The following is a 24,895-nucleotide window of genomic DNA, read 5'->3' on the forward strand; positions in this document are numbered from 1 at the left end:
AGTTAAGCCCCTTATGGCCGATGGTACTGCACCACAATGCGGGAGAGTAGGTAGCTGCCATTCTTATTGAAGCGCCTCACAGAAATGTGAGGCTTTTTTTTGTCTGTATGCCTCATGGACCTGGAAACCCCGCAGAACCCAGGCTGGCAACCTGACGGGTAAACAACAATCGACAAAGAATCATACCAGGACGATTGTCCGTATTCTGTCCGTGGTAATTACATAGGTCCCGGCTTTTATACCTGTATCTTTACAAGACCGTAAAACTGCTGTCTTGTCCTGCCGGCCTCACTGTAAAATTACCTTATGCCGTTAAAAACATAGTGCTTGCTGCCTCCGGTGGAACGACCGTCCTAAAGATTCTTCAGCCTCAAAATATAAGGATCGAATGCGAATCGAAGCCAAGCATTGGCTTGCAACTCTACTTGAACAACAGCCCGTTTAAAATGTACGACTATACGGAGCTGCCCGATGCGGCACAACGGGGTTTTGATCTTTATATACCGAGGGCAGGGGCACTACGGGTCAGGAATATGGGCACACAAAGCCTTCGGATTGCTATTTATTATTGAGTAACAGTTAACGCCGGTTCCGGCGCACAAATGCTGAAAGAATACCAGCAATGACAGTAATTGAGGAAGACGAATAGAAGCTATGATTCACCTGCTGTTTTATGCAGTAAAGGCGGTATCTTTGCAGCTTAAATTTTTAATCGAAATACGTGAAGTTTACAGAGTTTGGGTTTGACGATCGCCTGATGGAAGGCATAGAGGCCTCTAATTATCAGCAGGCCACTCCGGTACAGGAACAGGTGATTCCGCATATCCTGGAAGGAAAGGATGTACTGGCATTTGCACAGACAGGTACCGGGAAAACCGCGGCATTTTTGCTGCCCCTGATCAACCGGTTATTAACCATAAATGAAACACAGCCCGAGGGAATCAAAGCCATCGTCATTGTACCGACCAGGGAACTGGCAGTGCAGATCGCACAGCACCTGGATGGCCTTTCTTATTTTACCGACGTGAGTTCTGTTGCCGTATATGGCGGTGGCGACGGGAATAATTTTATACAGGAAAAGAAAGCACTGACAGCAGGCGCCGATATAGTGATCTGTACACCCGGTAAAATGATGGCGCATATAAAAATGGGCTATGTAAAACTGGATCGCCTGCAATGCCTGGTACTGGATGAAGCGGACCGCATGCTCGATATGGGATTCTATGGTGACATAATGTTTATCATCAATCATCTTCCCAAGAAAAGACAGAACCTGCTTTTTTCGGCAACCATGCCACCCGAAATAAAAAAACTGGCCAATACGATTTTGCATAACCCGGTTGAAGTGAGCATAGCTATGAGCAAGCCTCCGGAGAAGATCGTACAGCAGGCGTACATGGTATATGACGAACAAAAGATTCCGCTGATCCAGCACCTGCTGGCGGCAAAACAATACAAGGCCGTACTGATATTCTGCAGCAGCAAACTGAATGTAAAACAGCTGACACGCGATCTGCGCAGGAAGGGGATCAAAGCTGGAGAGATTCACAGCGACCTGGAACAGGAAGAGCGGGAAGCTGTTTTGATGAAATACAAAAGTGGTCGCGTGCCGGTTCTTGTGGCTACTGATATCCTGAGCCGCGGTATCGATATCGACCATATTGATCTGATCATCAATTTTGACGTGCCGCGCGCGGGTGAGGATTATGTACACCGTATCGGACGTACGGCACGTGCGGAAGCCGAAGGCAGTGCTTTTACGCTGGTGAATCAGAAAGACCAGCGAAAGTTCCTGGCCATTGAAAAACTGATCGGGAGGGAAGTGGAAAAGATGCCGCTGCCCGAGCAACTAGGCAAACAACCGGCATACAACCCTGTCCGCTCCAAACGCCCCGGCGGACCGCCAAAGAAAAAATTTTACAAAAAAAGAGGCGAGCGGCATCAGTAGTTTTTTGATGATCCTGCCTTTTTTATAATAAGTGGGTATGTGGAGCAACAAAATATTTGAAAATACTGCTGTTGAAAAAGGGATCCGGATCGCCTACTATGCATTGATGGGAGTATTGGTACTCCTGCTTTTAACCACTCCCCTTTGGAACCACCTGGAAACATTTGCCGGCTGGGGTTTGTTTATTGGGGCGGTCGGAACTTTTTTATCAGTAAAGAACAGGAATATCGGCTTTCTTTTTTATAGCCTGTGCATAGTGCTGTTACTGTTGCTTTATTTTTTTGCGTTTATTTAATGCACTTTATTACTGATATCGGCTGCTGAAAAATTGAAACCTGCTAACTTTAAGGACCGGCAGCAACGATTATTTTGCAATAAAAAATATGCCGTAAAACTGCTTTAAAAATGGGAAGAAAAATTTTAGCTGGTCTGCTGCTGGGACTCGGCATTTTGACAGCAACCTTTTTTAAGTATTACAATGGAACTGTGATTCCATACCGGTCTGTGTTTTTAATAGCGGGGATGGTCATGTCTGTAAGCGGCCTTCTCCTGTTTCGGTCTGCACCCTCAGCAAAAGAATTCAGAGAACAGCAACGGCTTTTAAAGTTGCTTAAGGACCTGAAAGCAACGGGTGAACGTATCCAGGTTGACCTGACCGCATGTGAACTGAAGGAACATAGTTTTTATGAAGAGAAACAACGCTACGGGCACGAAAATCCACTGCTGTCATTTGGATTTGAACAGGATATCCAGGCATGGAATGCGCTGGGAGGGCAGGGGATCAGAAATGTGAAGCAGGTGCAGACAAAGCAAACGGTGCTTCTCTTTGAAAGACAGAATCCCATGACCGGGAAAACAGAGAAATTTATCAGCCAGATCGTTCCGAAGGACCGTGTTACACTGCAGTTCTATCTGGATCAGCAAAAAACCACTACGCTTTATGTTGACCGGGAAAACAGGACCTTATATTATTTTGATCTCGATTTTTTAAAAGAATAAATACCGGTACCGTCTTCGACAGTCCTCTTATCACAGTATAGAAAGGGATTTGGTTGACCCGGGTTCAGACCTTTACTTCCGCTGTTTTCTTTGATTTTGAAATGCCGTTCTCGGAAGGTTCCTGGTTGAACATTTTGAGCGTACCGTTGTACTTGCCACCCAGCTCCACTTCAAAAGCGCCTACTTCAATATCCCCATCGATCAGCCCGGTGCTTTTGATGTAGAGATAACGGCAGTTGATATTGCCATATAATTTTCCGTGCACTACAATTATATTGCTTTTTACCGCGCCGGTGATCTCGGCTTTTTCGCCAAGGATAATGCCCTCTTTCAGATCGATATTGCCTTCTACTTTTCCATCGATCCTTATAGCCCCTTCGCCGGAAATATTTCCTTTGATCAGCATACCTTCATCAATGACCGTATTGATGGCTATATTATCCAGTGTGGTCTTTTTATCCTTCACAGCTGTAGTTTTATTAAACATAGTGCTATAGTTTTGTAAAGCGGGAGGGGTCTGTTCTTACACCGTTAACCCATACCTCATAATGTAAATGCGGACCGGTGCTTCTTCCTGTGCTGCCCACTTCTCCGATTTTTTCCCCGGATTTTACCGGCTGATGCTCTTTTACAAGGATCTTCGATAAATGTCCGTACAGGGTCTGGAACCCGTTCTTATGTTGAATGATAATGCAGTTTCCATAACCACCTTTTGTTCCCGCAAAAGCAACCACCCCATCAGCAGTAACCTTTACCATATCACCCACAGCACCCCGGAAATCAAGTCCGCTGTGGCTTTCCACGGACCCCGTTCCGAAAGGATTATAGCGATGCCCAAAGCCCGAGGTCTGATCGCCGAAGTGGGGTCTTCCGATGGGCGTGTTTCGGATCACTTCCGCCATTTTACCCAGACCGCTGTCGTAAACCGAGGCCACATCTTCAATATCCGTCAGATCAAACTCCTCCGGCCCGCCGGCGTTTTCCACTGCCAGTTTTGACAGACCTCTTTCTCCCAAAAGCTGGTTCAGCTGCTTCATCCGCTGATCGATGGATCTAAAAGAAGCCTTTACCTTTTCCATATTAACCTCATGCTGTACGCGGGTAGCCTGTTCCAGCCGGTTCTTATAGGCTGCGGAATAAAAATGGCTTGTTCTTTTGAAGATGACAAAGCAGACAAGAACGCATAGCAGTACGATGACCGATACAAGAGTGATCAGCCATTTTCGCCAGGCCGTGAGCAGCACGGTAGGCACCTGGATCGCTTTTTTTTCTTTGCCGGCATTATTAACGAACAGTATAGAGGTTTTATGCTTCAGCATGGCTTTACAAAGTTTCGGCGCCGTAAGATACGGTAAATCCGTTGTATGATAAAAAAAACAATGTGTGAAGCAGCAACGGCATGGCCTCCCTGTACACCCCTGAATCTTTACCGGTTTTAGAACCCCATCTGTACCAAACGGCCGGAAATGCCGTCGGGAAAGGATTATAGGGGAACCTGGAATGGTAATGGTGCTTCCGGGAAAAGCGGTATTATGAAATCATTAATTAAACCGGATTGCACCAAAACCGGCCAGGGGGATCTGTGTGTGCCGGCTTCGGTTTTCTCCGGCAATAAAAAATCAGCGGATAACAAATGGCAGTTTGTAACTTGTGTCATTAAAAGCTGGAAAATGAAAGAACGCTTCAAACAATTAATTTCAGAAACAGCCAAGCTATTATTAAAAGAAAAGGGATTCGTAAAAAAAGGGCTGAACTTTTACAGGACTAACAGCGACCTGGTATTCCTGTTTAATTTTCAACTGAGCCAGGGAAACCACCCCGGTCAGCTGCGTTTTTATATTAACTGCGGGATACATTCCGCAGCGATCGACCGGGCGATAGCAGTGGACCGTCCGGAAATGGTAAAGGAATATGAGTGTTATTTCAAAAGCAGGATCTCTGCCATCACAAAAGCTGAAAAAGACGGTTATATTATAAATGAAGCAACGGAGCCGGCAGCATTGGCAGCAAAGCTTATGGCAGATCTGGGAACCGCCTTGCAATTGTTTGACTCCATCGGCACTACCGGAGATCTGGTAAACCTGATGATCGGACAGAATAAACTGAATAACTACCTGGAGTTGTTCGAATACCTGGTACGGACAACAAACCGGGATGGCCAGGTGCGCTATGTGAAAGAACTGCACCAGGATTTTGGTTCGGAAAAGCGATGGAGTATTTTTGAAGGCAAGTTGAATGAGGTATTCCGGAAGCACCAGCAAAGCGATACGGTTGCTGAACTTTTAAATACGAGCGCATAACGGCAACAGACCGATGGATCTAAATGCTTACAATGATTGTAATGCATAACGGGGTAAGTGAACTCTTTTTAAAAACAGAATAAAGCGCAGATGAGTTACGATATACAATTGTTCAGATTGGAAACAAAGGACCGGGAGCAGCAATGCAATGATGAGCATTTCTTCGATGACGCGGAGCAGCTGGAGCCGTTCACAGAACAGCAGATCGCGGAGCTTAAAGACCGGCTGCTGGGCTACGACTACGAACTGGTACGGGAAAGTCCGGACGGTATGGAATACCGGCATGCGGAATATACCATCACGGTATTGCTGACGGAACGTGGATTGTATTTCACTGCAGGCTGGGATACGGACAGCATCTTTGAGGCAGGAATGACGGCCTCTGAATTTACCGACACTGACGAATTTGCAAAGTACGATCCACAGAACGGCGGCTGGGAATAAGAGCCGGAAGACCCGTTGAATTTATCGGGAAAGATTCATTATTTATACCGGGGATTGATGTTTTAGTTTTATATTTATGCAAACGCTTGCATTATAAACCTCTAATTCCTGCAACAATGAAAAAACTTGTAACCTGCCTGTTAGGCTTCGCCTGTGTATGCTCCCTGTCCCAATGTAAAAAAGATAGAACTGCTGCACCTCAGAATCCGGATGAAATGGCACTTGTATCCGCCAGAGGCGCCATTGGAATACTATCGGTGTTGTTCAATGGAGACGCGTCGCAGGGTTCTTCAAATGTGTGGAAGGACATTAATATTGAAGGGAGCGGAACCGTTACTGCCATTAATGATGAGACCGCCACATTGTGCTGGAAATTTTTAAAACCTGCCGGTAGTCATCGTACAGAAGGGCATGGCGCCAAAAATTACCAGGCGGCGGACGGGGACGAGATCTACATCGGCTGGACGAGTAAACTGTATATGCCTTCTGCCTTAAAAACCGATGCGGTATTTCAATGGAAGTCTTATCCCACAGGTACTACGGCCAATCATCCCATAATGCTGCGTACAAAAAGCGGCAACCTCGAGTTACAGTATTTCGACATCAACCATGTGGCTGCTGTACCCTGGTCGGTTTCGCTGTCCACCGCCACCTGGCAAAAGTTCGTACTCCGTATGAAACTGTCTTACAGCGCCGCCACCGGCTATATTGAACTTTGGTACAACGGTATAAAGCAAACCTTCTCCAATGGCAGCCAGCGCTATTATTGCCGCACCATGGACGCAGATTACTGCGATCCCAAATGGGGCGTATATGGCGGGGATGAAGAGCAGGCTACTCATATTGTTAAGGGGATCCGGATTGGTACCAGCTACGCGGATGTGGCGCAGTGATCACCAGCTGCTATAGCTGCTGTGTTTTGGGAAGTATTTCGTTGATAATGATTTTTTGAAGTTGACCCGGAGCTTTATCGGGTATCAGATGACCGGCATCGTTCAGCCAGAATATCTTTTTATGTGTCGCCTGCAACAGGTTGAAATATTTTTCTGTAATATTATAGTGTGCCTGGAGGCCTTTCCTGCTGGGAAAAAAATAAACAGTTCAGTTGATCGTTGGCAGCAGGGTAGTCTGGTCCAACGCCGATGCTTTATTAAATTTTAGTATTATGGATTCAAAAAACAATCGTAGTCCGTTAGGTATTCGGATAGAAGGTGTGCAGGTCATTCTTTCAGTGAAGGATATGAATGCCAGCCGTGCATTTTATAAAGACATATTGGGATTTGAGGAGGCGGAGTGGGGCAGTGATGATTTTACAAGCATGAACCGGGAAAATGCAGGCATCTATCTTTGCCGGGGTGCGCAGGGCAGCCCGGGTACCTGGGTCTGGATCGGTTTTGAAGGAGATATTTTCAACCTTTATGAGCAACTAAAAGCAAAAGGCGTTATCATTCGACAACCGCCCGTTAACCGAGTCTGGGCAATGGAGCTTTTGGTGGAGGACCCGGACGGGCATGTGCTGCGTTTTGGTACCGACCCGGATCCTGGCCAGCCTTTTGAAGAGTAAGTCAATGCACCTTTTTGTTATTCTATTCATAAAAAATGAACTACCTGCACCACGTGGCCGGACAGCAGAGGACGAAAAAAAATGCTCAGAAGGGAGGATCGGTCACGGAAAAGAGAAAATGAATGACAATTACCGGTATACGTCAGATTGCCTTCGCCGGGAGGATACTTTATTGGCATAAATGGAGAAAAATAAGGAGTGATGGATTGAGGAGGGGTGAAAAAGCTATAGAATAAGTGAATAAACCAAGTGAATTTTTTATGATGAATTATTTTAATAAATCTATATTCCGGATGACAATAATTCTGATTGCTGTATTTATAGTTATGACCGTGGTTCTTCTTGTTACTCCATTGAAGTTTGCTGATGATAATTATATGGAGCGGTATGAGGCAATTCGTTTTGCCTGTTTACCAGCTGCCATTGTTCTAACCTTATTGGGTACGTTAAAAAAAACAGATTCGGAAGCTGTAAAGGCTATAAAGATTGTCATAACTGTTGGAGCGGCTTTTGTTTCGGTCGTAGTGCTTTATATTGGGGCTTTCGCTGGCGGAATGTGCGGCTGGTCAGTTGATAAAGTACTTTTTTATAATAGAAAAGATAAAGGAACAAGGATTGTCATCAGGGAGTTTGGTTGCGGAGCTACAGACGGAGGCCCTCCTATCTATAATGTTAGTAAAATAACAACGATTAGGCCTTGTTTTATTTGGGTGACCAGGGCTGATACTACGCGGTTAGATGCATCCGTTTGGATTCCAGCGGATGGTGAGGTGAATTAAATGCAGATGATATTGAATGATCGAATTGTTTCGGAACTATAATGCTATTTCTATATAGTGATATTACGGGTGATGGATTTGATGACCATCGGAAGCAGGTATTTCCACTTTAGATCCACGGTTCCAAGTCCGGGGGACGGAGAAAAGCAAAAATGCCCGCTATTAAGCTGCTATCACTCTGTTCTCAAGCTCTTCACCGGGTTGGCCACTGCTGCTTTAATTGCCCGGTAGCCCACCGTAAGCCAGGCGATGATTTCGGCAATAAGGATGGTGGACACAAATATTCCTACGCCGATCTCTATCCGGTAGGCGAAGTTTTGCAGCCACCGGTGCATGAAATAGTAGGCTAACGGCGCTGCGATCAAAAATGCAATGCCGATAAGCAATGTGAATTCTTTCGAGAATAAATAAACGATATTACCTGCCGATGCGCCCAGCACTTTCCGGATGCCCACTTCTTTGATGCGCTGTACCGCCATAAAAGAAACAAAGCCATACAAACCAAGACAGGAAATAAAAATGGCAACACCTGCAAACAGTTGATATAATAAGGAAAGCTGGCGTTCCTGTTTGTAAAAGCTGGCGATCTTTTCATCCAGGAACTGGTATTCATAAACGAAGTCAGGATAGGTCTTACTCCAGATCCGTTCTATTGCAGCCAGTGTTTGCTGCATCTGTTGCGGTTCTATTTTTATATTCATCAGCCGGTAAAACATTTTGTTTCCCCCAAGCACTACCGGCTTCATTTCATCCTTCAGCGAGTAGCTGTTAAAATCTTTTACCACTCCCACAACAGGTGCCGCAATTTTGCCATCCCAAAAGCTTATTTTTTTACCAATGATCGCTTCCGGGTTTTTAAAACCCAGTTTCTTTGTCAGCATTTCATTTACCACAAATCCTTTTATAGTAGTGTCGGTCTGGTTATAGGGAGCCCCTGCTAGGAACTGAATATTATAGGTTTTAAAATAATCGGCATCCGCCCATTTAAAATCGGTTCTGAAACCGGCTTTTTTTGCAGCGTTATCAAATTTAAAATCATCGTCCCAGCCGGCTACGTCCATCGGACTGAATGCACTGAGACTTACATCTTTTACCCCCGCCTGTTGCAGCAGTGCTGTTTTTAGCGCATCTCCCTGCGGGGGGCGCGACTGGTCATTGGCCATCGGCACCGTAATGACAGCTTCTTTGTCAAAACCCACGGCGGCATTTTGAAAAAAGTCCATCTGGCTTACAACGATCAATGTCCCGATGATCAGTAGCTGTGCAATGGCAAACTGGAACACTACCAGTACTCTCCGCATGGAAAATCCGCCTGTCGTTTTGCTGGTGAATTTACTCTTTAACGCAGTGATGGGATTAAAACCTGAAAGCACCAATGCAGGATAGAAACCGGATAAAAGCGTAACCGTAATAACAGTAGAGATCAAAAATGCGATCAGAGGGAAACGAAATTGCAGATGCACGGATATCTGCAGGAGGTTGTTCATCAGCGGCAGCACAATAAATGCGATCCCCAGCGCGATAAGCGCTGAGGCAAGCGTGATCAAAAAGGTTTCACTTAAAAACTGAAGGATCAGCTGTTTTTTACTGCTGCCCAGTACTTTCCGGATGCCTACTTCCTTGGCACGGGTCACGGCCTGTGCGGTAGCAAGGTTTATAAAGTTGATGCAGGCGATAATTAAAAGGAACAGACCGATCAGGCTTAATGCGGTGATCAGTTCTCTACTGAAGGTGCCGCCGCTAAGTGTGCCAAACCGGCTCTCATAATGGATATTGCTTAGCGGCTGTACCATATAGCCCTGGTTCGCATACTCGGCAGGACTGTGTTTTTTTACAAAAGCTTTAAGGCCGTTATCAAATTGAGCTGCCGGCATGTTTTTGGGAAGCACCACAAAGGTGTTTAAAGATCCGTCCTGGCCCGCCCAGTCTTTTGAAATGTCCTCGTGTGCAGCGGCGGTTTTAAAAGAAAGCACAACGTTCAGGGGAAAGTCGGTATTGGCCGGCGTATTTTTAAGGATGCCGGTCACTTTACATACCAGGTCATTATCATACTTAATCAGTTTGCCAACGGCGTTTTGCCAGTTGCCAAAATATTTCTCCGCGGTCTCCTGTGTAAGCACTGCGGTGTTGGGTTCTGCTAATGCTGTTTTAGGATCGCCCGCAATAAAGGGGAAGTTAAAGATGCTGAAAAACTCCGGCTCTGCATAAAGCACTTTATTTTCCTTAAACTTTTTTTGCGGTGTATCGGCGGCATCATTCAGCGGGCTTAGCTGTTTATCCTTCCGTGCATAGATGCGGGCTACCTGCTCCAGTTGCGGATAGTCCAGCCGCAGGGCCTCAGCTACAGGTAAGGCGCTGCCCTGGGAGTAGTTCATTCCCTCCGGTGTTTTTGTGGCGGCCACCACCCGGTATATGCGTTCCTTGTTGTTATGAAAATTATCAAAGCTGGTTTCATATCGGATCAGCAGGAAAACAAGCAGGCAGGCGGCAATACCCACTGCCAGGCCGATCGTATTAATGGCAACATAGGACTTGTGGCGGCGTAAATTCTGCCAGGCAGTTTTAAAATGATTTTTGAACATAACCGGAGTAAAGTTAAAGTGTCTGCAAAAACGAATCAGCCAAAAACTTCAATAAAAATGCCAGTTGCCTAGCAGGTTGAAAGGCAGCCGAATATAAAGTTATCAAAAATGAAAAATGTGCGTTTTTGATACAGTGATCGTTCATTTATAGGATGGTTTATCGTGCAACGTTAAGGCCGGGAACAATGGTTCGCTGGATGTCAGATCTGTCGTGCAATTTTATTGGGTAATATATGATATTTTTTAATAATTTTATTTTATAAAAAACACCGGTAATGACAGCACCTGAAGACCCCCGGGGATTTATACCCGCTCATGGCGGATACCGTAGTTTGCTTTCCTTTCAAAAGGCGGAGATCATTTTTGATGGAACCGTTTTCTTTTGTCGTCGTTTTTTCAAAAAATATGATCGCACTATTGATCAGATGACCCAGGCAGCACGATCCGGTAAGCAGAATATTGCGGAAGCCAGCATGGTATCGGCTACATCCAAGGAAATGGAAATAAAGCTGACCAGTGTGGCCCGCGCCAGTCTGGAAGAGCTGTTGCTGGATTATGAAGATTTTCTGCGGATCAACAAGCTGAAAAAGTGGGACAGGAATGACCGGCTGTCGCTTCGCTTTAGCGAACTGAATAAAATACCGAATGCCAGTTATGAAACATTTAAAAAGGCAATAGAGCATGAAGACCCGGAAATCAGCGCGAACTTTATGTATTGCCTGATTAATGTTACGCTTTATCTGTTAAGAAGGCAATTGATAGCTTTGGAGCAGGCATTTATTAATGAAGGAGGAATAAGAGAGCGGATGCTGCGCGCCAGGATGGAAAAGCGGAAGGGTGAATAAATAGGCTTGTGGCTTGGTGGGACCAATGAGACTTGTTGGACCAGTGAAAGCCTTCAATTGTCGTGCGGGTCGCCCCAGTCCCATTGACGACTACATCATTTTTCTTTTGCAAGCGTTTCCATATAGTCGCCGATCTCTTCTTCTGTTATGGAATCAGATACTCTTCCGAAATTGAGAAAATACAATCGAAGGTATCAATAAAAATAGTTTTTAAAGACAAGATGGAGGCTTGTTTTGAATCGCTTCGCAAATAAAAACCGCCCCGAAAGGCGGTTCTTATTGTGATTAAAGTTCAGCAGGTCGGTTGTTTCCTATGGCGGTAATAAATGCTGTAGTTTCTTCCAGCTCTCTTAGCACCCGCTCCAGGTCATATTCCTTTTCCAGCAGGGCTACTGCACCGTAGTTGGCCTTTCGGTCTGTCAATAAAAAGATACTATACTCTGTACGCTTTTTCTTTTTAATGTTCTCTTCCTTTAACTCTCCATCTGGAAGATTAGCAATAATACTATCAAGCGTAGCTAATTCAGCTTGCTTAGCCGTCAGCTCGGTGGCAATCTCTACAGCGTTTTCGGTATACTGGTCCTTTTGGCGCTCAATAGAAAGTTTTTTCCATTCTAGGTCTTTTTGTTCTTTACGGGCAATGCTCAATATGGCATCAAAATCAGCTTGGGTGGTCAATTGATCAAAAGAGTAGTTAGCCATTTTTTTAGTTTTAAAAGATTAATTAATACTTCGAAACTACATTCCTTTGTTATGCGTAGCAATACGTTATGTTAGTATTTAAGAACTTTTAACAACGGCAATAGTTTGTTGTATGTTTTCCATAGTTTGCAATGCAGCTTGTTTCCGTCCCTTTAAAACTTCCAATTTATATTTTGTAATTCTCTGTTTGGCATAGCTGCAATTGTCCAACCCTTCCATTACAGTAAGTTCCATATTTTGAAGCAAACTCATTTCTTTTGATGTGGGGGACGTGTCTTCCATAAGACGATGTATGAAAGCTAGCTTTTCGATAAGTCGCTTATATCGATCTTCCATTTTACCTAAAATAAAGCTAGTATTTATCTCTTTTGCCGCAGCCTTACGTGCATGGGAGTTTAGCACTTTTTCTAACTTCAGTAGTTTACTTTGCTGCTGATTAAATATAATATCTTCTGTTCTTTTTTTTGTTAGAGGTTGCTGTTGTAAAGACAACTGCAATTGAGCCAGTTTTATCGAAGCTTTGGTGGGCAGGTTTCGCCTCCCTTTTTCATAAAGGGCAATAACAGAATAAGAAACACCAATTAGGTCTGCCATTTCTCGTTGTGTAAGATGTAGTTGAGTTCTTAATGACTTCATTTTTCTTGTTTTGATTAATCCGAATTGTAAGCGTATTTAGTGTAAGCATTTGAAATGCTTGCGCAGTATTTGCTTACAATTTGTAAGCAAGTTTAATGTAAGCAGTTTTTTCGCCTACAAATTTTTTGCTTACATGAATTTGGGTGTGTGGTTGCGTAACAGCACTTTTATTTTGGATATTTCTACTATCATGCTAATGTTAATTAATGGAGTTGCTCCAGTGCTTGGCTGGCATTTTTACAAAATGCTAAGTTATTAAAGTGACGTTTTAGAAAGCTGATAATTAATTATATAAATTCTAACTGTAGGAGGAAAAACTATAATAGATATGTTAATTCTTTGGTAGTTTTGGTAGAGAAGATCAATGATTTATTTGGTTATGATTAGTCTTTAATAAGGATGTCATGAGTATTTACAAACATTTAAAGCCATCGGAAGGCAATAAAAATATTGGAAAATCGAATTCTAATGTATTGAATGTTTATCTTGATAATAATATTGTAGTTTCTGTGGAGAATGGTGAATATTCCCTTAATGAACTCAAAACCTTGCTCCCCAATAAAGAAATAAATCTTTTTTATTCAGCAGCTCATTTATATGAAGCTGAGAGTTTTCCGGGGAATTTAATCTTATCAAGGGAGACTTTCTTGAATAGAAGATTTCAAACTATTCGAAATCTTTTCAAGAATAATTATTTGTACTTAGACTTGAATGGAAATATAGTAAGGAGATTGGTTGAAGACCCTCAGAACGTGTATAATACTATTACAGAGATTCCTTCTGCTATTACTGCTATGAAGGGTTTTATGAATTTTATTTCAAAAGAGCTAAAGGAACAAATTCGCGATTCTTTGGGTATTGAAGTACATAAGCTTAATAACTATACAGAGGAGAATGTTCTCGAACACTTAAATGCAAAATTACCAGGATTAGGAATGGATATTTCCTTTATGGAACTAATAGAAATGAGTATAAATTGCCATCCTGATGGAAGCACTTTTGGGTTGCATAATCGTATTGCTGCTATATTTGAGCTACTTGATATGCTTGGGTACTGGAAGGATAAGGAAACAAATACTTCTAATTATGCGAGGTTATGGGATGCTGATCATTGCTTTAATGCATCTTATTGTGATTATTTTGTATCAAATGATAAAAGGACTAGAAATAAGGCGAAGGTGGTTTATAGGATTTATAAAGCAGAAACGAAGGTGATTTCCACAAGTCTGAATAATTAGCTTCTTTGTGCGAAATTCAAAAGTCTGAATTAGGAAGTTGTATTTTGGAAAAATGGAATTGAACAATATTTGCGAAATGCAACTTTTATCTTTAATTAGTTTAGTTTAGATTACTTTTCCTTTTTCTATGTGCTATCCAAAATACTTATAAAAACTGCAAATTATTATCGTGAATACGCAACAAATTCTTTGAATATATATTAAAATATTTAATATTTTTACTCTTCTTTACAAATGACCTTTAAGGAAAAGCCTTGCATAATGAATAAATTGCAGTTACATTTTTTATCATGCTTTCATAGTGAGGCTCACTATTCAGGCAATATGGACCATGCTTTGTACAATGCACGGTTTGCCTGCAAGCCTAAAAACCCCGTATAATTTATTGCCGGGCGGGAGGCGGCCGTTCTCTCATGCTAAGCCTCCCACAACCCGGCACCAGGGCAAAAATAATTAATCGCTAACACTATATTATATACTATGCCCATATAGTACCTGAACAATATTGCTTTACCTAAAATACTTGTATATGAAAAAAACAACGCTTACCGGCGTGGCGGCTACCCTATGCACACTTGTTAAAAAAACACTACCGGTTACCTTTTGCTGCCTGCTGCTACCAAGGGCTCATGCCCAGGATGCTGTTTTTATCCCTGTGGAGAAACCGGATACGGCCTACCTTACCATAGGAGATACCGTGCCGGATATAACGCTTTACCCAACGGCCTGCGCAACAGATTCTTTTAAGCTATCCTCCCTAAAAGCCCGCTTGGTGCTGCTGGATGTATGGAGCACTACCTGTGTGCCCTGTATCCGCCAGTTTCCCAAACTGGACAGCCTGCAACAGGAGTTTAAAGGGGCCTTGCAGCTGCTGCTGGTTACTATAAATGGTAATGCAAAAGAGGCGGCCCATGCGGAAGCCGTGCTGCACCAGCTGGAAGCCGGCAGGGGAAAAAAGCTATTACTGCCCTCCGTGTCCCTTACGCGCCAGGCTACCAGCCTGTTCTTTTTCCAGGTGAACACGCCACATTATATATGGCTGGATGCCAACCGGAGGATCATTGCTGCTACCGGTGCGGAGGCGGTAACGGCCGCAACTATAAAAGCGCTGCTGGATGGCAGACCGGTGACAATGCAGATGAAACCCACTTATATTCCGCTGGATACCTTGCCACCTGTTAAAAACCGCACCGTACAGCTAACCCTTTAAAAATACTGCTATGAAAAATTTTTTGTTCCTGTTTATATACAGCTGCTGCTGTATACCTGGTGCTGCCCTGGCACAAGGCCAGAAGACCGCCACGGGAGTTATTAAAAATAAAGAAGGGGAGCGGCTGCATGGAGTAACTGTGCACTCCTCCATTTCCCAAACGCAAACCGGTGTGCAGGGAGACTTTGCCATTACGGTACAACCGATGGACACCCTTTGGATAACAGCAATTGGTTATAAGGAGGTGCGCCTGCCGGTGCACCCCGGAGACAATCTTTTTGTTATGCTGGAACCCGAAGACCATATAATGGAAAATGTGGAAGTAAGCACCGGTTACCAAACCCTGCCACGCGAGCGGGTAACGGGCTCTTTTGATGTGATCAGCAACACGCGTTTTAACCAGCAGGTGAGCCGCGATGTGCTGAGCCGGCTGGAAGCCACCGCAAACGGGTTGAACGCGCTGCACCAGCGCAACCGCAGCAGCACCCTGCAGATACGTGGCCTCAGTACCATTAATGGTGTAAAGGATGTACTGATTATACTGGACAATTTTCCTTACGAAGGAGATATTAATAATATCAACCCCAATGATGTGGAAAGTATTACGCTTTTAAAAGATGCAGCAGCGGCTTCCATATGGGGCGCCAGGGCCGGCAACGGGGTGATCGTGATCACCACAAAAAAAGGCCCGGCAGATCAGCCCATGCGTATCGAATTCAATACCAATATTACAGTTGACGAAAAGCCGGACCTGTATTACCAACCCGAGGTACCTGCTACCGATATTGTAGACCTGGAGCTTTACCTGTTTCAACAACAATACCGCTTTTCCGATACAAGCAATAAGAACCGGCCGCCATTTTCTCCGGTTTATGAAACGCTGTTCCGGCGAAGAAACGGGTTGATATCCGCAGCAGATTCTGCTACACTGATCGACGGTTTCCGTAAAGATACGTACCGGGAAGATTTCAGCCGCTACATGTATCGCAAAGCGCTGGCACAGCAGTATGCATTAACATTGCGGGGCGGCAACACTAAAACCACCTGGTTGTTGTCGGGCGGGTACGATAAACGCATCAGCGAACTGGATGCCCCGTCGGAACGTATAACGCTCCGTTTTGACAACACCTATAAACCGGTTAAAAACCTGGTAGTGGCCGCGGCCGCTTATTTGTCAAGCAATACCAGCGGTAGCGGGCGGACCGGATATGGCGGGTTTACCAATCTTTCCGGTTCGCGGCCGTATCTGCGGCTGGCAGATGATACCGGCAACCCGGTGGCCTTTGCCAATAAATACCGGCAACCCTACCTGGATACCGCAGGGGGAGGTTACCTGATGAATTGGAATTATTACCCGCTTACGGAACACCGGTATGTACATGAAAAGGAAAGCGTGCTGGATGTAAATACCAACCTGGGCATTAGTTACCAGGTGCAGCCCTGGCTATCGGCAGATGTACGCTATCAGCACCAGGTGCAGCAAAGTAAAGACCGTACCCTGTATGATGAGGAAAGCTTTTATACCCGGGACCTGATCAATTATTACAGCCAGGTAGACCGCTCTTCCGGCACCGTTACCTATGCCCTGCCCCCGGGGGCTATACTAAATACGAGCCAGGCCACACTAACCGCACAGGCATTAAGAGGGCAGCTCAGTTTTTTAAAAACATGGGCAAAGCAGCGGTTGGCCATGCTTGCGGGGGCAGAAGTACGGCAGGTAAAAAATGAAGGCAGCGAAAACAGAACTTATGGTTATAATGATGATATCCTCACGACTACGCCGGTGGACTATGTAACCCGCTTTCCCACCTATATAAGGGGAACCAAAGCGCTGATCTCAAATGGCGAGGGTTTCAGCTCCACACTCAACCGGTATATTTCCTATTACGGCAACCTGGCGTATACTTATAAGGATAAATATACGGTTACGGCCAGTGCCCGCAAGGACGGCTCCAATATACTGGGGGCTACCACCAATAACAAATGGAAACCGTTATGGTCGGCCGGACTGGCATGGGACCTGAGCCGCGAACGTTTTTACAAAATAAAAAAACTATCCTACCTGCGGTTGCGCGGCACTTACGGGTACAGCGGTAATATGGATCCCTCGCAATCTGCTGTTACCACCATTACCTATTTGGGCTCGAGTTATTTCAGCGGCCAGCCGGTTGCAATAGTGTCCAGGTTTTATAACCCATTGCTGCGCTGGGAAAAAGTGGGCATGCTGAACCTGGGTATTGATTTTGCTTTTAATGATCGGCGGGTATCTGGCAGTATCGAATATTACCGCAAGTATGCGGCCGACCTGTTGGGGCCTGTGCCGGTGGATTATACCTGGGGGCTGGATGTAAATACCCTGACCCGGAATGTGGCCAAAATGAAGGGCCGGGGCTGGGACCTGATGCTGAACACGGTAACGCTTAAAAGCAGCGCACTGGAATGGAATACCACGCTGAACCTTTCTATGAGCAAAGATGCTGTTACCGATTATTATGCCGTATCGAATGCCGGTACCATCGTAGCCGGACAGGGTGTGGCAGGGGTAAAAGGCAACCCGGTAAGAAGTGTATACGCCTACCGCTGGGCCGGTCTGAATAACCAGGGTGACCCCCAGGGCTATTACCAAGGAAAACTGAGTAAAGACTATGTGGCGCTAACCAGCGCCAGTCTTCCTGTTGAGGACCTGCATTACCGAGGGCCGGCCAATCCGGTATGGTTTGGTAATCTGGGTAACACCATCAGCTGGAAGGGATTCAGCTTATCCACCGCTATCCTGTACAAATTCGGATATTATTTCAAACGGCCATCCATTATTTACAGCGGCCTGATCTCCTCCGGAAACGGGCATGCCGACTACCAGAAGCGCTGGCAAAAGCCCGGAGATGAACTGCATACCAATGTGCCTTCCTTTGCTTACCCGGATGTAGCCAGCCGGACTAATTTCTACCTGAACTCGGATGTGCTTGTTGAAAAAGGCGATCACATCCGCTGGCAATATGTAAACCTGGCTTATGACTTTACAAAACAGTTATTACCCCGTCTTCCGTTCAGCGCAGTACAGCTTTATTGCTATGTCAATAACCTCGGTATCCTTTGGCGGGCAAACCGGCAGGGAATCGATCCGGAGTATGTCTCCTCCACTTTTCTGCCACCCCGGAGTTACTCGCTGGGGTTGCGTATGACATTATAGCCCGGAAAGGGGAGATGCGGCAATATCGGTCTGGGGACAGCAGATGATAATCATTTTTTTCAAACCAAAAATTAAGCAAATGAAAAATAAAGTCAATCAATTGGTACTGTTCTGCCTGCTGCTTGCTGTAGCTGGATGTACCAGGTACCTGGAAGAACGGCCGAATAAAAGAATGGTGATCATATCCAGCCTGAAGGATTTACAGGGAATTCTTGAATTTGATAGCTGGGTAAATGCATCTGCCGGCTCGGGTGAAGACGCGGCAGATAATTATTACATAACCGATGCCGACTTTGCGGCATTGAATGAGTATGACCGCAATATGTACAGCTGGAATAATGATCACGTATTTAGGGAGGAATATTTTAACCCCTGGGCGCTTTGCTACAATAATGTGTACCGGGCTAATACAGTGTTGTTTCATATTGATAAGGTTGTTGCCGGTGCCGCTTATACTGCTGCCGAGGTGGCCAATGTAAAAGGGCAGGCGTTCTTTTTAAGAGGGATTAGTTTTTTAAATGTTGCTTCTATCTGGTGCCCGGCCTATGATGCCGGTACTGCGGATAAAGACCTGGGGATACCATTGCGGCTAACTCCTGATTTTAATATTCCTTCGGTAAGAAGTTCGGTAAAACAAACCTATGAACAGATCATAAATGATCTCAAAGAGGCCATTGCATTACTCCCTGTAACGCCGCTGGCAAAGACCAGGGCGTCAAAACCTGTGGCCTGCTTGGCACTGGCAAGAACTTATCTGTATATGAGAAGTTATGACAGTTGTTATAAATACACCAGTCTTTGTTTATCGATGCGGCAGGAGCTTTTTGATTTTAGCCTGCTGAATCCGGATGCTCCTTTTCCATTTGAAGCAGTAAATTTCGAAGATAACCCTGAGGTGCTGTATTATCAAATGCTCGGCCTTCCAATTTCGGGTTTGCCTAAAGCAAAAATAGATTCCAACCTGTATAAGTCATATGCTGAAGATGATTTGAGGAAGGTTGTTTATTTCGCGAATACCGGCAAGGATGTGCACAGTTTTAAGGGATCAAGATTGGGTACATTGACAAGCAGCGCTTTTTCTGTTAATGAGGGGTATTTAATGCGTGCCGAGTGTGCCGCCCGTCTTGGGAAAAAAGAGGAGGCGATCAACGACCTGAATGCGTTGTTATCCAAACGATGGAAAAAAGGGCAATTTGAGCCTGTTGTGTCTTTGCCGGATAAAGAATTGCTAAACCTTATTTTAAAGGAACGGAGAAAAGAACTCGTTTTTACAGATACCCGCTGGATGGACCTGAAACGGTTGAATAAGGAAGGAGCGAACATAGAACTGAAGCGGATCGTAAACGGCAAAGAATATATACTGCATCCCAATGATTCCCGCTATGCATTGCCGATTCCGGAAAGCGTGATCAATATTACCGGCATGCCGCAGAACCCCAGGTAAAAAAGCCGGGAGATAAAGCCCGGCTTTTAAAGAAGAAGAATCTTACTACAGGTGCTAGGGTTTCCGGCTTAAGATCTTATAATCTTCGCCATTGTTTGTATTGGCATCGTTCGTACTAAGATAGCCTGCGATGTCCTCCGGGGTTTCCAGCGATTCAGAACTTACAGTACAAACAATACCATTTATGCCACAGGAAGGATACGGTTCATCACTTACCTCCCACATTTCGGGATCGGTATAGTTTGCCGAAGTACCGGTAAAACGAAAATGTTTTGTAACAAGCGCTTTGCTTTCCTGTTGTTCCGGTGCTGACTGTTGATTGATCGCAAAAACACCTGCCGCAGTGAATAAAACTGCTACTAAGGGCAGGAGCCATTTAAACTTAAACATTTGAATGAATTTGAATGATTTGAAAAAAATGATTAGAACATCAAACTTGTTTTACTGCGCAGTAAAAAGCCGTGGGTCGCCGCATTGAGTTTGATGCAGCGATCCAGTTCAGAGATATTGCCTACTATTTTTTACAGGTGTTCGGCACCGCCTGTCGGGAACGGAAGAAGGCTGTGAATCCCTGTTTCTTTTTTATTGTTCCCGGATCCAAAGATGCAATGCCGGAGAGCCGTTGTTGTTATCCAATCGTGTTTTTATTTACGATAGCGGACCGGACTGAGGCCATAGAACTTTTTAAAAGTCTTGGAAAAATTGGAGAGCGCAGAAAAACCCATATCCAGCGCAATATCCGTAAGGGGTTCATCGGTGCTGATAACGCGGGTAAACGCTTCATCCATCCGGTAGGTGTTCCAGTAGCGGTAGGGCGGCTGCTGAAACCGGAGGGCAAACAGTTTTTTGAGGAAGGTCTCGTTCATACCGGCCTGCCGGGCCAGTATACGCAGGTTGGGCTCCCGGGTAAAGCATTTGAGCAATTGGATGCTGACGCGGTTTACCCGGCTGAGCTCGCTCAGCGTGATGATGCGGCCGCCGAGCTGCAGGGGTGTTTTGCATTCCAGGGCAGCGCAAAGCAGCAGCTTTACCGCAAGCTCCAGCTCCAGGTTATTCACTACAGCTGCCCGCAGCAGCCGCAGGATCCATTGCGCCAGGAATACCATGTTCTGCGTGGCAAACAGGTGCTGTGGAAATACCTGGGTGGCGGTGTTGGCAGCAATAGCATCGAGGAAAGGATGGACAACACCGGGATAGTAAGGCTCCAGCTTTTGTAAAAAGGAAGGCGTGCAATGAATGTCCAGCGTGGTATAGGGCAATCCGGGTTCAAACGATACCCGGTCTTCGATATAGGGAAGATAAAAGATGTTGAACTGGGTTTCTTCCACCAGCTTATCGTAAAGGGAATTCATTTGTTGCATTACACTGTTGCGCAGCAGAAAGCTGAATTCGATAACAGGCACATCAGCACGGACCTTAAACCGGCGCCGCTGCTCTACACAGTAAGTGCTGTACCAGATCGTAAAGTCTTCCTGTTGCCGGTGCTGAAACAACATATGACCCCATCCGCCGGATACGGCGAGGGCAGACATGGAAGGGATGAGCAGGGATTGGTGCCGGTAAGCCTCCGGCGCCGACCAGAAAAAAGAGTCGTTATCGGGTGAGGTGATCTCAAAAAGGTGATCCATACAACAACAGGTTGGGTTAGGGATGTCCGGGGTGTTCCGGCGGTTATTTATATAACATAAAAATAATATAAAAAATAATTAAAATATGAATAAACATAGAAAAGACCGGTCTGCCGGAATTTTTACAGGTAGTCTGGATGAATTGTTCCTGTACCGGGATGCTGCTGAAAATTCCCCTCAGGCCCTGGGTATACGGTTGGTGGTATTGCGGAAGGACCTGGCAGTGCTTTACCGCTGGGTCAATCAGCCTTATGCGCACCGTTTCTGGGGCATGCAGGGATCGCTGAAAATGCTGTATGAATTTTATGAACCAAAGATCACCAGCAACGGATTGCAGCTCTTTTTTGCCTGTATCGGAAATGTTCCGGTGGCACTGGTTGAAGTATATCCCGTGCTGGAATCGGAGCTGGCAGGCATGGCGGATTTTACCGGCGGCGATTATGGCATTCATTTGCTGATGGCGCCTTACAGGGAAATAAAAACGGTAGCTGCTGAATCGGCTGCCGGTTTATCGCTGAGGGTATTAAGGGTTGTTCAACGGATGCTGTTTGAATTCACTTCCGTTGTGCGTATTGTTGCCGAACCGGATGAACGCAATACCAACGCCTGCCGCCTGGCGGAAAAGGCGGGCTTCCGCTATATAAAAACATTGCCGCTGCACGATAAAAGGGCACGCCTGTATATGATCGCACGTGATGAAAACTAAAACTTTCTTATACATCCAGTAAATCAATATCTGATGCTAACACAATATCAACGACAAGGTTTTTCACTGGCCCGCGGTTTTGTGGTGCTGGTAATGCCGGCCATCCACGCAGTGTTATTATACAGCACACTGCCCGTAAAACAGGGGCCACTGGGCATGCTACTCGGTTTCCTGGCAGAAACATCGGGGGCTCCTTTGTTTATGCTGCTGATGGGACTGTTCATCGCCCTGGGACGCGAAAAAACAACGGCCTATATTTTAAAACGAATGGGCATGCTGTTGGCAGCGGGTTACCTGCTGAATGGATGCAAACTGCTGTTGCCTTACCATTGGGGATGGATCCCGCAACAATTTTTAACGGATAGCGGAGTGACCGAAAATACCGCAACACAACTGTTTTTAACCGGGGATATCCTCCAGTTTGCAGCCATTGCCTATGCCTGTTGCGCTGTGCTCAGAAAACGTATCACAAGCGTAACCTGGTACGGCCTTGCATTCCTTATAGTATTGTTGATAACACCATTTGCCTGGAAGCTGCAGTGCGACGGAATACCGGCGATTCCCCTTGCATTGCTGAACGGAAAACCGCCGCAGGCCTTCTTTCCGTTGTTTCCCTGGTTATTATATCCGTTGGCGGGCTTAATAACCGGTGCGCTGCTTACGCGCTTGAACGGTACTGATTTTAATAAACTGCTGATAATATTGACGACAGGCCTTGCTTTGGCAGGCTATTTATTATCGCTTGCAGAGCCGCCTGAATGGAAAACGGAATTTTACCGCCTGGGCCGGGGCGGCACCTTGTTTCATATCGGACTGGCAATGGGCTGGGTGCTGTTGTTTATAGGGCTGGCAAAAAAAATAAGGAAGAATTATTTCTTTGATCTGCTGCAATGGCTGAGCGACAATATCCTGCTGGCTTATATCCTGCAATGGATCGTTATCTTCTGGTGTTTTCCGTTGTTCGGTTACAACCGACTGCAACTGTTTTCTTCGCTGCTTGCAGTATATGCCACTGCCACCACCAGCTTCCTGTTGTTGTTTTTTATACTGAGCGGATCAAAAAAAATAAAGCGGTTTTATGAAAGAAGACAACCGGATCTATGATATCGCAGGTATCGGCATCGGTCCGTTCAACCTGGGACTGGCAGCACTGTGTGCACCACTGTCGGAATTGCAAACGATTTTCCTGGATGCAAAACCGGAATTCAACTGGCATGAAGGCATGCTGCTGCCGGGCAGCACCTTACAGGTATCTTACCTGGCGGACCTGGTGACACTGGCTGATCCCTGCAGTCCGTATACCTATCTTAATTTTTTAAGACAGCACGGACGTTTGCTGCAGTTTGGTATTCATGAAAGCAATGTGATCACCCGGCGTGAATACAACCGGTATTGCCGCTGGGTTTGCAGCCGGTTATCCAACCTCAGGTTCAACTGGAAGGTGACGATGGTCTGTTACGAAGCTGCCCGGCAATGCTATACCATCACCGGTAGCAACCCGCAAACCGGCGCTATACAGAAAGTTGTTGCCCGGCATGTGGTTATCGGCGTGGGCACACAACCGTCGGTGCCCGGTTTTGCAATGCCCCTGCTGGGCGATCGTATCCTGCATTCTTCACAATATTTATCCCACCGTGCGATGATACAGCATTCAAAACAGGTAACGGTAGTGGGATCGGGCCAGAGTGCAGCGGAAATTTTTTATGACCTGTTACAGACCGGCCGGGAAGGGGATCAGCAGCTGGCCTGGATGACGCGGTCGGCGCGCTTCTATGCGATGGAGCATACGAAGTTGAGTTTTGAAATGGCCACGCCTGCCTATATCGATCATTTTTACCGGCTGCCGGAACATCAGAAAACAGCCATCCTTCAACGGCAGGATTCATTGTACCGGGGTATTAATTATGAATTGATCAATGCTGTTTATGATCATCTGTACGATCGGATGACGGAGGGAAACGTAATGCCCGCAACGCTGATGACCAATGTAGCATTACGGGAGATCCGGCCTGCCGGAGGAAACTGGCTGCTCCGCTTTTATCAGGAAGAACAGGATGCATGGTTTGAACAGCATTCTCGTCATGTTATACTGGCCACCGGCTATAAGACCACACAGCCATCCTTCCTGGAGCCGCTGCACAACCGGATCTGTTACGATACTGCGGGCAACTTTAAAATAACACGCCGGTATGCAATCGATCCGGATCATACCCTGTTTGTACAGAATGCAGAAATGCATACCCATGGATTTACGGCACCCGAGCTGGGACTGGGGCCTTACCGGAATGCGGTGATCATTAATACTATCCTGGGCCGGGATCATTACCCGGTAGATGGCCCTACCGTCTTTCAGCAGTTCAGCGCACCTCAGCGGCCAAACAGTGATGGAGCCGCATAAGGGAGTGGCCCTCGTTGATAACAATAAAATAATCTGTTTTTCAGGTAGCAACAATCTGTAAGAAAGCGTGTTATTACCAAAGAACCGGCCCGATAGCACAATATTTCCTGGAATTATCCCCCATATTCAACCGCCGGCGGTGATCCATATCCCGCGGGCCCGGGGAATGTAATATTGAGGGTTATCCACAGCTTTTCCACGTTTTTGCCTTGTTTTCCACCCTTATGTGTGCAAAAACAGGCTTTCGCATTGGGGCCGGAACCGTTATTTTCGCCTTTACAT

23 protein-coding genes are annotated in these 24,895 nt (G+C 45.7%); 16 read left to right on the top strand and 7 right to left on the bottom strand.

Features of this window, described 5'->3' with window-relative positions; all coding sequences use genetic code 11:
* Window positions 1–721 precede the first annotated feature (721 nt).
* The 3 genes from K7B07_RS16110 to K7B07_RS16120 all read left to right on the top strand — a co-directional run bounded on the left by K7B07_RS16110 (window position 722) and on the right by K7B07_RS16120 (window position 2,947).
* Window positions 722–1,948 (top strand): DEAD/DEAH box helicase, encoded by a 1,227-nt coding sequence (locus K7B07_RS16110; RefSeq protein WP_223711404.1) that lies wholly within the window; start codon window positions 722–724, stop codon window positions 1,946–1,948.
* A gap of 37 nt (window positions 1,949–1,985) precedes the next feature.
* Entirely contained in the window at window positions 1,986–2,243 is a 258-nt protein-coding gene (locus tag K7B07_RS16115) for a hypothetical protein (RefSeq protein ID WP_223711406.1), read from the top strand.
* Window positions 2,244–2,353: 110 nt separating this feature from the next.
* Window positions 2,354–2,947 (top strand): hypothetical protein, encoded by a 594-nt coding sequence (locus tag K7B07_RS16120; protein ID WP_223711408.1) that lies wholly within the window; start codon window positions 2,354–2,356, stop codon window positions 2,945–2,947.
* A gap of 64 nt (window positions 2,948–3,011) precedes the next feature.
* Here K7B07_RS16120 and K7B07_RS16125 read toward each other — a convergent pair whose 3' ends face one another.
* The gene (locus K7B07_RS16125) at window positions 3,012–3,434 is read right to left on the bottom strand and encodes a bactofilin family protein (protein ID WP_223711409.1); all 423 of its coding nucleotides are present in this window, start codon (window positions 3,432–3,434) and stop codon (window positions 3,012–3,014) included.
* A gap of 4 nt (window positions 3,435–3,438) precedes the next feature.
* Window positions 3,439–4,266 carry a M23 family metallopeptidase gene (locus K7B07_RS16130; RefSeq protein ID WP_223711412.1) on the bottom strand — a complete coding sequence of 276 codons (828 nt, stop codon included), beginning with the start codon at window positions 4,264–4,266 and terminating at the stop codon, window positions 3,439–3,441.
* A 213-nt stretch (window positions 4,267–4,479) separates the two neighbouring features.
* On the opposite strand from K7B07_RS16130, the gene K7B07_RS16135 reads away from it, so the two are divergent.
* From K7B07_RS16135 to K7B07_RS16155, 5 genes are all read left to right on the top strand, one after another.
* Complete coding sequence (locus tag K7B07_RS16135) at window positions 4,480–5,247, top strand: DUF4304 domain-containing protein (RefSeq protein ID WP_223711414.1); 768 nt, start codon at window positions 4,480–4,482, stop codon at window positions 5,245–5,247.
* Window positions 5,248–5,337: 90 nt separating this feature from the next.
* The gene (locus K7B07_RS16140; protein ID WP_223711416.1) at window positions 5,338–5,691 is read left to right on the top strand and encodes a hypothetical protein; all 354 of its coding nucleotides are present in this window, start codon (window positions 5,338–5,340) and stop codon (window positions 5,689–5,691) included.
* A 116-nt stretch (window positions 5,692–5,807) separates the two neighbouring features.
* Window positions 5,808–6,584: a heparin lyase I family protein gene (locus K7B07_RS16145; RefSeq protein WP_223711418.1), complete on the top strand. Its 777-nt coding sequence runs from the start codon at window positions 5,808–5,810 to the stop codon at window positions 6,582–6,584.
* Window positions 6,585–6,856: 272 nt separating this feature from the next.
* Window positions 6,857–7,255, top strand: a complete 399-nt coding sequence (locus tag K7B07_RS16150) for a VOC family protein (RefSeq protein WP_223711419.1) — start codon at window positions 6,857–6,859, stop codon at window positions 7,253–7,255.
* Between the two features lie 260 nt (window positions 7,256–7,515).
* Window positions 7,516–8,034, top strand: a complete 519-nt coding sequence (locus tag K7B07_RS16155) for a hypothetical protein (RefSeq protein WP_223711421.1) — start codon at window positions 7,516–7,518, stop codon at window positions 8,032–8,034.
* Between the two features lie 173 nt (window positions 8,035–8,207).
* On the opposite strand, the gene K7B07_RS16160 is transcribed toward K7B07_RS16155, so the two are convergent.
* Window positions 8,208–10,616, bottom strand: a complete 2,409-nt coding sequence (locus K7B07_RS16160; protein WP_223711423.1) for an ABC transporter permease — start codon at window positions 10,614–10,616, stop codon at window positions 8,208–8,210.
* A 275-nt stretch (window positions 10,617–10,891) separates the two neighbouring features.
* Between K7B07_RS16160 and K7B07_RS16165 the strand changes: the two genes are divergently transcribed.
* Window positions 10,892–11,461, top strand: a complete 570-nt coding sequence (locus K7B07_RS16165) for a four helix bundle suffix domain-containing protein (RefSeq protein WP_223711425.1) — start codon at window positions 10,892–10,894, stop codon at window positions 11,459–11,461.
* A 285-nt stretch (window positions 11,462–11,746) separates the two neighbouring features.
* On the opposite strand, the gene K7B07_RS16170 is transcribed toward K7B07_RS16165, so the two are convergent.
* Together K7B07_RS16170 and K7B07_RS16175 are read right to left on the bottom strand one after the other, a co-directional pair.
* Window positions 11,747–12,163, bottom strand: coding sequence for a hypothetical protein (locus tag K7B07_RS16170; protein ID WP_223711427.1), 417 nt, complete (start codon window positions 12,161–12,163; stop codon window positions 11,747–11,749).
* 78 nt (window positions 12,164–12,241) lie between these two features.
* On the bottom strand, window positions 12,242–12,799 hold the full coding sequence (locus K7B07_RS16175) for a helix-turn-helix transcriptional regulator (protein WP_223711429.1): 558 nt from the start codon (window positions 12,797–12,799) through the stop codon (window positions 12,242–12,244).
* A 404-nt stretch (window positions 12,800–13,203) separates the two neighbouring features.
* On the opposite strand from K7B07_RS16175, the gene K7B07_RS16180 reads away from it, so the two are divergent.
* From K7B07_RS16180 to K7B07_RS16195, 4 genes are all read left to right on the top strand, one after another.
* Entirely contained in the window at window positions 13,204–14,037 is an 834-nt protein-coding gene (locus K7B07_RS16180; protein ID WP_223711431.1) for a hypothetical protein, read from the top strand.
* Window positions 14,038–14,566: 529 nt separating this feature from the next.
* Complete coding sequence (locus tag K7B07_RS16185) at window positions 14,567–15,247, top strand: TlpA family protein disulfide reductase (protein ID WP_223711433.1); 681 nt, start codon at window positions 14,567–14,569, stop codon at window positions 15,245–15,247.
* A gap of 10 nt (window positions 15,248–15,257) precedes the next feature.
* A complete protein-coding gene (locus K7B07_RS16190; protein ID WP_223711435.1) occupies window positions 15,258–18,437 on the top strand; it encodes a SusC/RagA family TonB-linked outer membrane protein in 3,180 nt (1,059 codons plus the stop codon).
* A 79-nt stretch (window positions 18,438–18,516) separates the two neighbouring features.
* Complete coding sequence (locus K7B07_RS16195; RefSeq protein ID WP_223711437.1) at window positions 18,517–19,881, top strand: RagB/SusD family nutrient uptake outer membrane protein; 1,365 nt, start codon at window positions 18,517–18,519, stop codon at window positions 19,879–19,881.
* A gap of 54 nt (window positions 19,882–19,935) precedes the next feature.
* Here the strand turns inward: K7B07_RS16195 and K7B07_RS16200 are convergent, their stop codons facing one another.
* Together K7B07_RS16200 and K7B07_RS16205 are read right to left on the bottom strand one after the other, a co-directional pair.
* Window positions 19,936–20,271 carry a hypothetical protein gene (locus K7B07_RS16200; RefSeq protein WP_223711439.1) on the bottom strand — a complete coding sequence of 112 codons (336 nt, stop codon included), beginning with the start codon at window positions 20,269–20,271 and terminating at the stop codon, window positions 19,936–19,938.
* 254 nt (window positions 20,272–20,525) lie between these two features.
* Window positions 20,526–21,509, bottom strand: coding sequence for a helix-turn-helix domain-containing protein (locus tag K7B07_RS16205; RefSeq protein WP_223711441.1), 984 nt, complete (start codon window positions 21,507–21,509; stop codon window positions 20,526–20,528).
* A gap of 85 nt (window positions 21,510–21,594) precedes the next feature.
* Here K7B07_RS16205 and K7B07_RS16210 point away from each other — a divergent pair, with 85 nt between their 5' ends.
* The 3 genes from K7B07_RS16210 to K7B07_RS16220 are packed head-to-tail and all read left to right on the top strand — an operon-like array spanning window position 21,595 to window position 24,613.
* On the top strand, window positions 21,595–22,215 hold the full coding sequence (locus K7B07_RS16210) for a GNAT family N-acetyltransferase (RefSeq protein ID WP_223711443.1): 621 nt from the start codon (window positions 21,595–21,597) through the stop codon (window positions 22,213–22,215).
* A 33-nt stretch (window positions 22,216–22,248) separates the two neighbouring features.
* Window positions 22,249–23,319, top strand: coding sequence for an acyltransferase family protein (locus K7B07_RS16215; RefSeq protein ID WP_223711445.1), 1,071 nt, complete (start codon window positions 22,249–22,251; stop codon window positions 23,317–23,319).
* Window positions 23,294–24,613 (top strand): lysine N(6)-hydroxylase/L-ornithine N(5)-oxygenase family protein, encoded by a 1,320-nt coding sequence (locus K7B07_RS16220; RefSeq protein WP_223711447.1) that lies wholly within the window; start codon window positions 23,294–23,296, stop codon window positions 24,611–24,613. Before K7B07_RS16215 ends, K7B07_RS16220 begins: the two co-directional genes overlap by 26 nt.
* The last annotated feature ends 282 nt before the right edge of the window (window positions 24,614–24,895 follow it).

The sequence above is a fragment of the Niabella beijingensis genome, assembly GCF_020034665.1.
GTDB lineage: Bacteria > Bacteroidota > Bacteroidia > Chitinophagales > Chitinophagaceae > Niabella > Niabella beijingensis.